A 13,054-nucleotide genomic window follows, 5' to 3' on the forward strand; every position below is an offset into this window, starting at 1 on the left:
TTCCAGTATGACGACGTCGCTACGCATTTCCGGCCTGGTGAAGGAATACCGGGCCGGCCAGCCGGTACTCAACGGCATCGACCTGCAAATCGCGGGACAAGGGCTGACCGCCATCATCGGCCCCTCGGGCACCGGCAAGAGCACGCTCCTGCGCTGCATCAACCGGCTGATCGAGCCCACCCGCGGCGAGATCGTGCTCCAGTCCCGCGATGGCACGGTGGACCTGGCCCGGGTGCGCGGCGCGTCGCTGCGGCGCGCGCGCCGGCGCATCGGCATGGTGTTCCAGGAGTACAACCTGGTCGAACGCCTGACGGTCATGGAAAACCTCCTGACCGGGCGGCTGGGCTACACCTCCGCCGTCAAGGCCTGGATGCGGCGCTTCGAGGCCGAGGACGTCGAGCACGCCTACCGGCTGCTGGACACCGTCGGCCTGGCGGGATTCGCCGACCAGCGGGCGGACGCGCTGTCGGGCGGCCAGCGCCAGCGCGTGGGCATCGCCCGCGCGCTGATGCAGCGCCCCCAACTGCTGCTGGCCGACGAGCCGACCTCGTCGCTGGACCCGAAGACCTCCGTCGAGATCATGGAACTGCTGTCCGAGCAGGGCGACGCCACCGGCATCCCCGTCATCGTCAACATCCATGACGTCGAACTGGCCCGCCGCTACGCCACCCGCATCGTCGGCATGTCCGGCGGGCACGTGGTCTACGACGGCGACGGCCAGGGCCTGGACGCGGCCATGCTCAAGACGATCTACGGAGGCGAGTCTTGGCTGGAATGATCCCTCCCGGGGGCGCCCGCCCCTTCGCCATGTCCGGCCGCGCCAAGGCGGGCCTGCTGTTGCTGCTGGCCTACACGGTGTATGCCGGCGCGCAACTGGACTTCAGTTGGGCGCGCTTCGAAACCGGCATGGGCCATGCGTCCACATTTCTTGCGCGCATGTTCCCGCCCAATTTCGAAAAGCCGGCCACCTTGTGGAAAGGCATCGCGGAAAGCCTGGAGATCGCGGTGCTGGCCTCGGTGCTGGGCATCCTCATCGCCCTGCCCATCGGCCTGCTGGGCGCGCGCAACATGATGCCCGCCTGGGTGTCGTGGCCCGCGCGCGCCATCGTGGCGCTGTGCCGCGCGCTGCACCCGGTCATCGTCGCCATCCTGTTCGTCAAGGCCGTGGGCTTCGGCGCGCTGGCCGGCATCCTGGCGCTGACGGTCGCGTCCGTCGGCTTCATCGGCAAACTCTTCACCGAAGCCATCGAGGAAATCTCGCTCAAGCAGGTCGAGGCCGTGCGGGCCACGGGCGCCTCGTTCGCCAACGTGATCATCTTCGGCGTGCTGCCGCAGGTGTTCGCCCGCTTCATCGGCTTCGCCACCTACCAGTTCGACTCCAACCTGCGCAATTCCACCATGGTCGGGATCGTGGGCGCGGGCGGCGTGGGCGGCACCCTGTTCTCGGCCTTCCAGCGGTTCGACTACGACTTCGTCAGCGCCATCCTGCTGACCCTGATCGCCATCATCATGCTGGGTGAAATCCTGGCGGGCTTCGTGCGGGCGGTCTTCCTGGACAACCTGGGCTTCGACCGCATCCTGCAAAGCCGCTTCACCGGGGCGCGCGGCATCGGCGCCGGCAAGACGCCCGTGGCGCGCAAGGCGGAGGTGGAAGAATGAACGCTCCCGCCTCCACCCTGAACCCCGCGGGCTCGCCGCGCGTCTGGCAGCGCTACAGCATGGGCCAGCGCCTGCTGCGCTTCGCGCTCTACCTGCTGGTCGTCGCGGCCATCGTGCAGGCGATCCGCGGCGTCGAGGTCATACCGGAATTCCTGTATGACGCTCCCGAACAGATGGCCGACCTGTTCCAGCGCATGTGGCCGATCGACTGGGCCTACTACCCGGAGGGCGTGCACGGCGCGCTGATCGAAACGCTGCACATCGCCACGCTGGGCACCATCCTGTCGGTGATCATGGCCGTGCCGGTGGGCCTGCTGGCGGCCAACAACCTCACGCCCAGCAAGACCGTCAACATGCTGGCCCGGCTGATCCTGGTGTCCAGCCGCTCGGTCAACTCGCTGGTGTGGGCGCTGCTGTTCATCGCCATCTTCGGGCCGGGCGCCCTGGCCGGCACGCTGGCCATCGCGTTCCGCTCCATCGGCTTCGTCGGCAAGCTGGTGGGCGAAGCCATCGAGGAAGCGCAGCGCGGCCCCATCGAAGCCGTCACCGCGACCGGCGCCAGCAAGGCCTCGGTAATCTGGTACGCCTACTGGCCGCAGATCCGCCCCGCGTTCTGGTCCATCGTGCTGCTGCGCTGGGACATCAACGTGCGCGAATCGGCCGTGCTGGGCCTGGTCGGCGCCGGCGGCATCGGCATGGCGCTGGACACGGCGCTGAACCTGTTCCAGTGGGACCGGGTGGCCCTGGTCCTGGCCGCCATCTTCGGGGTCGTCGTGCTGGCCGAAATCATCATCACCCAGGCGCGCAAACGCATCCTCTGACGCGCCTGCCTGACACCGCGTTCCTTTGCTCCGCCCGGAAACGGGCGGTTTTTTTTAGAAATAGACGTTGAGGCTGGCCCTGACACCGTGATCCCGGGCCGAACTGGCCAACTGCCCCTGGTACGACAACCCGAACGCGGCCCGGGGAGTGATCTGGACGTCCAGGCCCGCCTCGATCACGGCGCTGTCCTTCGCGATGGGCACGCCCGCCACCGTAAAGCTCTCGCCCGCCGAAAAAGCCTGCGTGGCCAGCGGCAGCACGTCGCCGAAGGCGTGGCGCCAACCCAGCGATCCCCGGGCCGTGGCCTGCGCGCGGCCCAACTCGAAGCTGGACATGGCCCTCGACCCCAGCGTGGCGAACGCGGTCTCGGTGGTCTGGCCCTTTGCGTGCAGCGCGGCCGCGCCGCCGCTCTCGGTGTAGCCGTCCGTCCTGAGGTTGACATAGGCGAGGTTGGCGAAGGGCTCGAAGGCGGCGGCGGGCGTATCGACGCGATAGCTCAGGTCCGCGAAGGCCTGTGCCGTGCGGCCATCGTAGTTGGCCTCGAGGCGGTCGGAGAAGCCGGGCATGGCGGCCGATCGCCGCATCGCGATGCCGTGCCAGCTATAGGCCACGCCGCCGCGCAGGCCCAGCGCGCCCCACTGGCCGCCGCCGTAGGCGCCCAGGTGATAGTTGTCGCTGTCGCCCGAGGACGCGCGGTCCCGCACGTCGAAGTCCGTCCGGCTGTAGCCCGCCATCAGGCCGAGCCGCCAGGCATCGGACACCGGCGCATCGGCCCCCATCAGGAAGCCCCCGCTGGAACTCTTGAGCCGCGCCGCGTTGCCGTCGCCGTCGGTATGGCTCCATGCGCCTATGCCCTGGACCCAGGTGGAAGGCCCGCGGGCGGTCGCCGGGGCCAGCCGGACGCCGTTCCCGGCCGAAGCAAGCACCGGCGCGGCCGAGGCGCCCACGCCTCCCACGGCCGAACGCAGGCGCTCGCCCATGGCATCGCGCACGTAGCGGCTGTCCTGCAGCAGCACGGTCTTGGCGGAAGCGTGGATCTCGCCGGAAAGCTGGTCGAAGCTGGAACGGAGCAAGTCCTTGTCGTCCGGCAGCCTGACCACGGCGTCATAGACGCCGTGCCCGCCGGCCATGCCGATGCTGTCGATGGCGCCGGCGGCGGCGCGCTGATTGCGTGTTTTTCCCGCCAGCGCCATGACGGTTTCGTTGCGGGCCAGACTCAAGGTGACACGGCCCGCGCCGTAGTCGTAGCCGAGGCTGGGCGTGAGAAAGGCGAAATCGGACGAGACGGCATCGAAACGGCCGGACAGGGTGCCGCCCACTTCCATGATCGTGTAGCTGCTGCGCAGCCCGTAGTTGCCGTTGGCGCCGACATGCATCACGGAGCCGCCGTTGAGGGTGGCGTTGCCCGTGACGCGCACCCGATCGGCGTCGGCGCCCCCGGGATTGCTTTCGACCACGAAGCGGGCGCCGTTCTGAATCACCAGATTGCCGTCGATGGTCAGCGTGCCGATGGAATTGCCGGGCGACAGCGTGCCGCCGGAGGCGACCGTCACGGTCGAGCCGGCGCCCGCGCCGATCGTCCCGGAACCGCCGAGCATGCCGCCCGCGCCGACACTGAACGAGCCGCCCAGCCTGCCGTCGACCGCCAGCCTGCCGCCATTGACGACGGTACGCCCGGTGAAACCGGAACTGTCGCCCATCAGGCGCAGGACGCCCGCCCCGGCCTTGAGCAGTTCTCCACTGCCCGACAGCGTGCCGGCCAGCCCCAGCGTGGTTCCGGCGGCCACGTCGATGCCGCCGGAATGCGTCACCGTGACGGGGCGCGACATATCGAAGGACGCCGTGGTCGCCAGCGTGCCGCCGTCGAGCGCCAGCCCGCCGGCCGAGGCCCCCAGATTCGCGTCGCGATCGACCTGCAGCGTGCCGCCCGCGATCGTGGTGCCCCCGGTGTACATGTTGTCGCCGCCCAGCACCAGTGTCCCCGCGCCGGCCTTGACCAGCGTCCTGCCGTCCCAGCCCGTCGCGGCATTGGCGGCCTGGTCGGCCAGCGCGACGCCGACCTCGAAGCGGTCGGTGGGATTCGTCAGCGTGAAGGTGCCGTGCGCCAGGCTGTTGCCCGCCATCCAGCCCAGGCCGTAGCTGGCGAGGTACTGCCGGTTGTCCGCCGATTTGAGCGTGTGGAGGGTCAGGTAATCCACCGCGCCGGCGAAGCCGCCGATGCTTACGCTGGCGAAGTCGCCATTGATGGCGGTGCCGGCGTCGATCAGCACGGTGTCGGACGGGCTGGTGGCGTAGATGCCGCCCAGCCGGAAACTCACGTCGGCGCCCAGCGTGACGGTATCGGCGCGCAGGACCGGGCCGCTCGCGCCGGCCGTGATGTCCAGGACCGTGTGGTCGGCCATGCCGACATCGCCCGCCACCGCCAGCGTCGCCGGCCCGTGCACCGCCAGCGTGCCGCCGGCTCCGGAGACCTTCAGGTCGCCGGCCAGGCTGTGCGCCAAGCCCGACGCGCCATCGCCGTACTGCAAGGTCCCGCCCGTGACTTCGGCCGAGCCGCCCAGCGCGCCCATTACCACCAGCCTGCCGCCCGACACCGTGGTCTTGCCCGCGAACGCGCCGTTGGCGCCGGTCAGAAACGTCGTGCCGGCGACCTGGTTCAAGCGGTGCTCGAAACCCGAGCCGGCGGCGCTCATCAATGCGGTCGAGAATGCGTAGTTCGTGTCGGTATGGTTGAAGTTCAGCGTGGCGACGCCCTTGCCGAATTCGATCGCCGCCGCGTTGAGCGTGCCGGCCCCGGCGGCCGCCCCGGACGCGTCCGCGCCGATATTGATCGTGCCGGTGGTGCCTATCGCCGCCAGCATGCCGCCCAGGCCGTCGGGCGCCAGCGAAACGACTCCCGCACCGAGGGTGCCGACATTGACGACGCCCCCTTCCGCTATCGTCAGCGCCGCCTTTCCGAAACCGCTGGGCCCCAGGCCGAAGCCGAGATTGAGCGCGCCCGCATTGTTCCAGGTGGCGCCGGCTCCGCTGACGACGACAGTGCCGCTGCCGCCTATCCTGCCCACATAGCTGTCGCGGTTCGATACGGCGCCCCCTGGCTCGATATTCAACGCTCCCTGTCCCGAGAGCTGGCCCACCATGAGGTCGCCGGAATTGGCCCAGGTCGATCCCTGTCCGCTCACCGTGACGATCCCGTTGCCGTTCGGCTGGCCGCCGACGTAGCCATCCTTGCTGGTCACATAGCCCCCCGACAGGATCGACACGATGCCCAGCCCGCCTACCGAGCCGACCGACAGCGCCTCGGTATTGACCCAGAGCGACCCGAGATGGGAAACCGTCACTTTCGCCACGCCGTTCTGCTGCGCGTCGACCGTGCCGAACTGGTTCGAGACCGTGCCGCTACTGAAGATGCTCAGTTCGCCGGGCCCGTCGCGGCCGACGAACAGGTTGCCCGTCTGGTGCCAGGTCGCACCGGACGTGAACACGTTGACCCGGGCCGTGGCGCCGGCGGCCGGTCCGGCATCGATCAGGCCATTCGCGGTCCCCAGCGTGTTGAGGATCTGCAGGGTCCCGCCCGTGACCGTGGTATCGCCACGGAACTGCGAACTGTCGCCCTCCAATTGCGTGATGCCGGCGTAGTGATTGAGCTGGTGCAGGCCCGGCCCGCTGCTGACCAGGGCGGGTGCGAAGACCGCGGCACCGGTCGAGTTGAAGTTCAGTGTGCCGGCGCCTGCGCCAAAGTGGACCGCCGACGCATCCAGGACGCCGACGGTGGGGGCGGCCAAGGTGCCGGGCGCGGACCCGATGTTGAGGACGCCGGCGGCGCCGGAATTGCGGCCCAGCTCGACAATCCCGGCGCCGCCCGGGCCCACCGAGATCACGCCGTGATTGGCAAGGGTCAGCGTGCCGCTGCCGCTGGCGCCGATCGTCAGGCCGCCCCCCAGCGTCCAGGAGGCGCCCAGGCCCGAGACCTCCACCGTCCCGCTCGCGCCCGCCGTCAACCCCACCCAGCCGCTGACGCTGCGCAGGCCCGCCACCCCCAAGGGATCGATGAACAGCCCACCGGAGGCTGTATTGCCGACGATCAGGTCATGGGGAGCGTTCCAGTCCGCCGACGAGGAAGGGCTCACATCGCCAGTCGCCAGGATCCCGGCCTGCGCCAGCGAGACAGGCGCCCCACCGGCGGCCGCCAATACGGCCGCCAGCACCGCGGCCCGCGACCGGCTCTTGCCCCGCCCTCTGGCGTGCTCGCTGGCGACCTGCCAGAGGCCGGTGCGGCGATTGAAGACGATGCGGTACGTATGGTTCATTGCGCTCTTCTGTAGTCCAAGACCCGCTGAAGGAATTCAGGCGGACGTGAGTGGGATCGGGCCGGGCATGAACTGCGCCGCCCGCCACTTACAATTAGAAAAGCGCGCCGTAACGTTGCATATCACTGAAACTGGGTAATCGAGCTGGACTCGGTCCGATCCTCGACTGACTGGCGGACCGGCGAGCCGGCGGTTGTTGATGCGCCGCAAACCCGTCTATGCTCCATGTGAATCAAATATGACCGGTCATCAAATCCCCTCCCCTATTTGATTAAGATCTCGGCTTTTGCCGTGGGATGCCCGCCGCCATGTCGGAACAGGAATTGAAACTGCACGTGCCCGCGGCCTCACGCCCGGCCGTGCTGCGAGAGATCAGGCAACGCGAGGCCACGCGCATCCGCCTGCACGCCATGTACTTCGATACGCCCGAACGCGAACTCGCCCGGGCGCGCATCGCCATCCGGCTGCGCCAGGAAGGCCGCGACTGGGTGCAGACCCTGAAGATGCCCGGCATCAACGCCATCACCCGCATCGAACTCAACCATCCGCGGCCCGGCCCGGTGCTGGACCTGTCGGTCTATGCGGGCACGGAGGTCGAAGCCGCGCTGTCCGCCATCAAGGGCGAACTCGGCCTGCGCTACGAAACCGACGTGCAGCGGCTGCTGCGCAAGGTCCGCACGCGCTACGGCACGGTGGAATTGGCCTACGACACCGGCATCCTGCGCGCCGGGGCGCTGGAACTGCCGATCTCCGAACTGGAATTCGAACTGGTGTCGGGGCGCCCGGCGGCCATCTTCGCGGCCGCGCGCGGCTGGCAGCAGCGCCACGCCCTGGTGCTGGACCCGCGCAGCAAGTCCGAGCGCGGCGACGCGCTGGCCCAATTGGCGCAGCGGCTGGCCGATGCGGACGCCATTCCGGGCGAAGACCTGGAAGCCCGGCGCGCGCAGGCCATCGCACAGTTCTGGGCGCCGCGCGGCGCCGCCGCGGTCAAGCTGCGCGAAGACATGACGCCGTCACAGGCCATGGCGCGCATCGCCGCGGAATGCCTGGACCAGATCGCCCGCAACGCCTCGGTCCTGGCCGAAGTGGACACCGAGGACGCCTATCGCGCCGGCAACTCCGAACACGTGCACCAGTTGCGCGTGGGCGTGCGCCGCCTGCGCTCGGCCTGGAAGCTCTTCGAAGGCTGGATCGCGCCGCTTCCCGATTCCTTGCTGCAAGGCGTGCGCACGCACTTCGCGGCGTTCGGCGCCAACCGCGACCAGGACGTGCTGAACGAGACCGTGGCGCCCGCGCTGATGCGCGCGGGCATGCCGGTGATTCCCATGGAGGCCGCGCCGCCTGAACAGGACGCCCGCGCCATCGCGGGCGGCAAGGCCTTCCAGGCCTGGCTGCTGGACCTGCTGGAATGGAGCCTGGACGTGCCGCCGGCCCTGCCCTCGTCGGACGGCCAGGGCATCGCCAACGGCACGCCCAGCGACGCCGCGCCCGAACCCGCCATCCGGCTGGAAGGCGGCGTGGCGGGCCCCAGCGTGCGCCCCACGATCATTCCCATGCTGGCGCCCGAACCCGATCCGCAGCGCCTGCGCAAGCAACTGGCCCGGCGCCTGCATCGCTGGCACAGCAAGGTGGCCGACCAGGGCACGCAGTTCGCGACGCTGGACATCCCCTCGCGGCACGAACTGCGCAAGCGCGGCAAGCGCCTGCGCTACAGCCTCGCCTTCGCCGAATCGCTGCTGCCCGCGGGCAAGCTGCGCGGCTACCGCAAGCTGCTGTCGCGCGTGCAGGACATACTGGGGGAAATCAACGATCTGGCGGTGGCCAAGGACTACTACGAGTCGTGTACCGTCACGCACCCGCAGGCCTGGTTCGCGCTGGGATGGATCAGCGCGCGCCTGGAAGAACTGGCCGACGACGCGCAACGGGCGTTCGACGACCTGGCGGCGAGCAAGCCGTTCTGGAAGTAACCACTTTCCTTCCGTGCCTTCCGCGTGTCTGACACCCGTACGAGAAGCTGTCACGAAGAAGAGATAGTCTTCCCGGGTGTCTGACACCGGCCATATCTGAAACAGCCAGTGTCTGACACCCGTACGAGAAGCTGTCACGAAGAAGAAATTGTCTTCCCGGGTGTCTGACACCCGCCATATCTGAACGGCTGTTCAAAGTCAGCCGGTGTCAGACACCCGGGGAACGCTGCTTGGCGCGCAAGACTATCTCATACGGGTGTCAGACACGCGGAAGGATTGGGATTTACTCCGCCAACAACGCCCCGGCGAACTCATCCGCCACGAACGGCTGCAGGTCTTCCAGGCTTTCGCCCACGCCGATCCAATACACCGGGATCGGACGCACGCCCTGGCTGCCCGCGGCCACCGCGGCCAGCGTGCCGCCCTTGGCGGTGCCGTCCAGCTTGGTCACGACCAGGCCGGTCAGGGTGATGGCCGCGTCGAAGGCGCGGATCTGCGCCAGGGCGTTCTGCCCGGTATTGCCGTCGACCACCAGCAGCACCTCGTGAGGCGCCGCGGCATCCGCCTTGCCGATGACGCGGCGGATTTTCTTCAGTTCTTCCATCAGGTGCAACTGCGTCGGCAGGCGGCCGGCGGTATCCACCATCACCACGCCCACGCCGCGCGCGCGGCCCGCATTGACGGCGTCGAACGCCACCGCCGCCGGATCGCCGCCATCCTGCGAGATGACCGTGACGTTGTTGCGGCTGCCCCATTCGATGAGCTGCTCGCGGGCGGCGGCACGGAAGGTATCGCCCGCCGCCAGCAGCACGCTGGCCCCCTGGCGCTGGAACGTGTGCGCCAGCTTGCCGATGGAGGTGGTCTTGCCCGCGCCGTTGACGCCGGCGATCATGACGACCAGCGGCTGCTTGCGCTGGAGGTCGAACGCGCGCTCCAGCGGACGCAGGTGGTCGGCCAGCAATTGGCGCAGGGCCGTCTTCACCTGGGCCGCGTCCTCGATGCGTTCCTTCTTCACCCTCGCGCGCAGCGCGGTCAGGAGCTTCTCGGTGGCCTCCAGGCCCGCATCGGCCATAATGAGCGCCGATTCGAGCTCCTCGAACAGGTTTTCGTCGACCTTGACGCCGACGAAGATGCCGCCAATGCTTTGTCCAGTGCGCGACAGGCCCTGTTTCAGCCGTGCCAGCCAGGACGCCTTCCTGGGCGCCTCGGCGGGCTCGGGCTCGGGCTCGGGCTCGGGAGCCGGCGGCGCCGCGGGAACGGCGGCCGGCGCGGGAGCCGGAACGGGCGCCGCGGCGGCAGCCGGCGCGGGCTCCGGCTCGCGGACCGGGCCGGGGGCCGGAGCGGGCGCGGAAACAGGCGTTGCCGCCGGGGCCGCGGCCGGCTCGGCGGGCGGTTCGGCCGGGGCCGGGGCCGGCACAAGCGCCTCGGGCTGGGGCGGTGGCGGCGGAGCGGGAATGACCGGAGCGTCGGCGGGTTCCGCCGGCGCGGGGACGGCGTCTACTGCCTCCGGCGGCGGCGCGGGCTGGACCGGCGCGGCGGGCGGAGGGGTTTTTTTCTTGAAGAAGCGGCTGAACATGGGTAACAAGTATATTCGTATCGTCGGGGGCCAATACAGGCGCACCCCCATTGCCGTGCCCGACGTTGAAACGTTGCGCCCCACGCCCGACCGGGTCCGCGAAACGCTGTTCAACTGGCTGACCCACCTGTGGGGCGGCGAATTCGCCGACAAGCAGGTGCTGGACCTGTTCGCCGGCAGCGGCGCGCTGGGCTTCGAAGCGGCGTCGCGCGGGGTGGCGCACGTGCAGATGGTCGAGCGGGACAGGACCGCGGCGTCCGCGCTGCGGACACTGCGCGACAAACTCAAAGCCGACATGATACGCATCCATGTGGGCGACGCCATGCAGGTGACCGAGCGCATGGATGCGTCCCGGTTCGACCTCATCCTGCTGGATCCTCCCTTCGGCCAGGGCTGGCTTCCGCGCCTCTGGCCCCTGCTTCCGGGTATCCTGACCGAGCATGGGCTGGTCTACGTCGAGGCGGAAACCCCCATCGAAGCCCCGGAAGGATTCACGATTTTGCGGCAGGACAAGGCGGGTGCGGTCCACTACCACCTCCTGGAATTTGCTGCATTGCGCAAATAGATCAATAATCCGGGCTTCGGAGGATGGTGTACACCACTAATAACGGTACGGAGCTCGCATGATCACCGCTGTATATCCCGGCACTTTCGACCCGCTGACCAGAGGCCACGAAGACCTGGTCCGCCGTGCGGCCACGCTTTTCGACAAAGTCGTGGTGGGCATCGCCATTAGCCGCAACAAGAAGCCTTTCTTCAGCATCGAAGAGCGCGTGGAAATCGCGCGCGAAGTGCTGGGGCACTATCCCAACGTGGAAGTGCAGAGCTTCGGCGGCCTGCTCAAGGACTTCGTGCGCGACCAGGGCGGCCGCGTCATCGTGCGCGGCCTGCGCGCCGTGTCCGACTTCGAATACGAATTCCAGATGGCCGGCATGAACCGCCATCTGCTGCCGGACGTCGAAACGCTGTTCATGACGCCTTCGGACCAATACCAGTTCATCTCGGGCACCATCGTGCGCGAAATCGCCCAACTGGGCGGCGACGTGAGCAAGTTCGTGTTCCCGTCGGTCGAGCGCTGGCTGCAGGAAAAGGCCAAGGAACGCCGCGAACAGTCCTGGCCGGGCTGAGCGGCCCGCGCCGCCCCCTCCCCGGAAGGGCGCTGCCGGCGCCCTTCCCGCGCTGCGCCGCCCGGGCGTACGGCGGCGGTACAATGGTTATCGCCCCACCCGCCCATACCGCAGTCCGCCATGGCCCTGACCATCACCGAAGAATGCATCAATTGCGACGTTTGCGAGCCCCAGTGCCCGAACGAGGCAATTTCCATGGGCGCGGACTATTACGTGATCGACCCTGACCGGTGCACCGAATGCGTCGGCCACCACGACGAGCCGCAATGCAAGGTGGTCTGCCCGGTGGAGTGCATCGAACTGCACCCGCAGTGGAATGAAGGCCAGGAACAGCTCATGGCCAAGTACCGCCGCCTCACTGGTGCCGCATGAGCGACGCGGCGCAGTCCAGCATCGACCTTCCCCCTTCCCGCCACCACGCCCGCCGCGACATTTCCGCGTCGGCCATCGCCGCGGGCCTGGTCGCCGTCCTGGTCAGCTTCGGCGGCACCGCCGTGCTGATGGTGCAGGCGGGCCACACAGCCGGGCTGGACGCGGCGCGCATCGGTTCCTGGATCGGCTCGCTGAGCCTGGCGTTCGGGTTCGGCGGCGCCGTCTACAGCCTGCGCACCGGCCTGCCCATCGTCATGGCCTGGTCCACCCCTGGAGCGGCGCTGCTCGTCACGGCGCTGGCCGGCGTGCCCTTCAATGAAGCCATCGGGGCCTTCGTGCTGGCGGCCGCCCTGACGCTCGCCTGCGGCCTGTTCGGCTGGATCGACCCCATCCTGCGCCGCATTCCCGGCGAGATCGCGGCGGCCATGCTGGCCGGCGTGCTGCTCAATTTCGGCATGGGCATCTTCGGCAGCATCGACCACCAGCCCGTGCTGGTGCTCGCGATGTGCGCCTCCTATCTGGTCTGCCGGCGCCTGGCGCCGCGCTACGCGGTGCTGGCGGTCATGCTGGTGGCGATCGCCATCGCGTTCGCGCTGGACTTGATGCGGCTGGACCTGCTGGACTGGCGCTTCACCGAATTCGTCTGGACCACGCCCGCCTTCAGCGCGCAGGCCGCGGTCAGCCTGGGCATTCCGTTGTTCGTCGTGGCCATGGCGTCGCAGAACCTCCCCGGCCTGGCCATCCTGCAGGCCGCCGGCTATCGCCCTCCCGCTTCGCGGCTGGTGGCGGCCACCGGCCTGCTGGGCCTGCTGGCCGCGCCCTTCGGCGCGCACAGCGTCACCATGGGCGCGATCAGCGCGGCCATCTGCACCGGCCCGGAGGCCCATCCGGATGCCGGCAAGCGCTATATCGCCGCCGCCACCTACGGCCTGGGCTACGTCGCGCTGAGCGTCGTGGCGGGCGCCGTGGCGGTGTTCTTCCAGGCCCTGCCCCCCGCCCTGCTGGCGGCGCTGGCCGGCCTGGCCCTGCTGGGCACCATCATGGGCGGCATGGCCGCGGCCATGGCCAATCCGCAGCGCCGCGAAGCCGCGCTCATCACGCTGCTGGCCACGGCGTCCGGTTTCAGCTTCTGGGGAATCGGGTCGGCCTTCTGGGGCCTGGTGGCGGGCCTGCTGGCCCACGCGGCATTCGAATACAAGCGCGCCGGCGCGAAGGCCTGAC

At 69.1% G+C, this 13,054-nt stretch carries 10 protein-coding genes; 8 read left to right on the plus strand and 2 right to left on the minus strand.

The genetic code is table 11. The features are described 5' to 3' along the window. Nucleotides 1-7: 7 nt before the first annotated feature. Genes phnC through phnE (WHX56_RS30160) form a run of 3 tightly spaced genes read left to right on the plus strand, consistent with a single transcriptional unit; the run spans nucleotide 8 to nucleotide 2,480 of the window. Nucleotides 8-778, plus strand: coding sequence for a phosphonate ABC transporter ATP-binding protein (phnC, locus tag WHX56_RS30150; protein ID WP_338879824.1), 771 nt, complete (start codon nucleotides 8-10; stop codon nucleotides 776-778). Beyond that, nucleotides 775-1,659 carry a phosphonate ABC transporter, permease protein PhnE gene (phnE, locus tag WHX56_RS30155; protein ID WP_129243474.1) on the plus strand — a complete coding sequence of 295 codons (885 nt, stop codon included), beginning with the start codon at nucleotides 775-777 and terminating at the stop codon, nucleotides 1,657-1,659. Before phnC ends, phnE (WHX56_RS30155) begins: the two co-directional genes overlap by 4 nt. After that, nucleotides 1,656-2,480 (plus strand): phosphonate ABC transporter, permease protein PhnE, encoded by an 825-nt coding sequence (gene phnE, locus WHX56_RS30160; protein WP_287754090.1) that lies wholly within the window; start codon nucleotides 1,656-1,658, stop codon nucleotides 2,478-2,480. The genes phnE (WHX56_RS30155) and phnE (WHX56_RS30160) overlap by 4 nt, the downstream gene beginning before the upstream one ends. 54 nt (nucleotides 2,481-2,534) lie before the next feature. Here the strand turns inward: phnE (WHX56_RS30160) and WHX56_RS30165 are convergent, their stop codons facing one another. Next, nucleotides 2,535-6,791, minus strand: coding sequence for an autotransporter domain-containing protein (locus WHX56_RS30165; RefSeq protein ID WP_338879825.1), 4,257 nt, complete (start codon nucleotides 6,789-6,791; stop codon nucleotides 2,535-2,537). 308 nt (nucleotides 6,792-7,099) lie between these two features. On the opposite strand from WHX56_RS30165, the gene WHX56_RS30170 reads away from it, so the two are divergent. Next, on the plus strand, nucleotides 7,100-8,758 hold the full coding sequence (locus tag WHX56_RS30170) for a CYTH and CHAD domain-containing protein (protein ID WP_129243281.1): 1,659 nt from the start codon (nucleotides 7,100-7,102) through the stop codon (nucleotides 8,756-8,758). A gap of 283 nt (nucleotides 8,759-9,041) precedes the next feature. On the opposite strand, the gene ftsY is transcribed toward WHX56_RS30170, so the two are convergent. Next, a complete protein-coding gene (gene ftsY / locus WHX56_RS30175) occupies nucleotides 9,042-10,334 on the minus strand; it encodes a signal recognition particle-docking protein FtsY (RefSeq protein ID WP_338879826.1) in 1,293 nt (430 codons plus the stop codon). Between ftsY and rsmD the strand changes: the two genes are divergently transcribed. The 4 genes from rsmD (at nucleotide 10,333) to WHX56_RS30195 (ending at nucleotide 13,053) form a co-directional block, all read left to right on the plus strand. Then, nucleotides 10,333-10,899: a 16S rRNA (guanine(966)-N(2))-methyltransferase RsmD gene (gene rsmD / locus WHX56_RS30180; protein WP_129245414.1), complete on the plus strand. Its 567-nt coding sequence runs from the start codon at nucleotides 10,333-10,335 to the stop codon at nucleotides 10,897-10,899. The genes ftsY and rsmD overlap by 2 nt on opposite strands. Before the next feature lie 58 nt (nucleotides 10,900-10,957). Next, nucleotides 10,958-11,461, plus strand: coding sequence for a pantetheine-phosphate adenylyltransferase (coaD, locus tag WHX56_RS30185; protein WP_043546238.1), 504 nt, complete (start codon nucleotides 10,958-10,960; stop codon nucleotides 11,459-11,461). Nucleotides 11,462-11,581: 120 nt separating this feature from the next. Further along, entirely contained in the window at nucleotides 11,582-11,833 is a 252-nt protein-coding gene (locus tag WHX56_RS30190; protein ID WP_129245412.1) for a YfhL family 4Fe-4S dicluster ferredoxin, read from the plus strand. Beyond that, nucleotides 11,830-13,053: a benzoate/H(+) symporter BenE family transporter gene (locus WHX56_RS30195; RefSeq protein ID WP_165360314.1), complete on the plus strand. Its 1,224-nt coding sequence runs from the start codon at nucleotides 11,830-11,832 to the stop codon at nucleotides 13,051-13,053. The genes WHX56_RS30190 and WHX56_RS30195 overlap by 4 nt, the downstream gene beginning before the upstream one ends. The last annotated feature ends 1 nt before the right edge of the window (nucleotide 13,054 follow it).

This window comes from Achromobacter veterisilvae (genome assembly GCF_037619525.1).
In the GTDB taxonomy this organism is placed as follows: domain Bacteria; phylum Pseudomonadota; class Gammaproteobacteria; order Burkholderiales; family Burkholderiaceae_B; genus Achromobacter; species Achromobacter veterisilvae.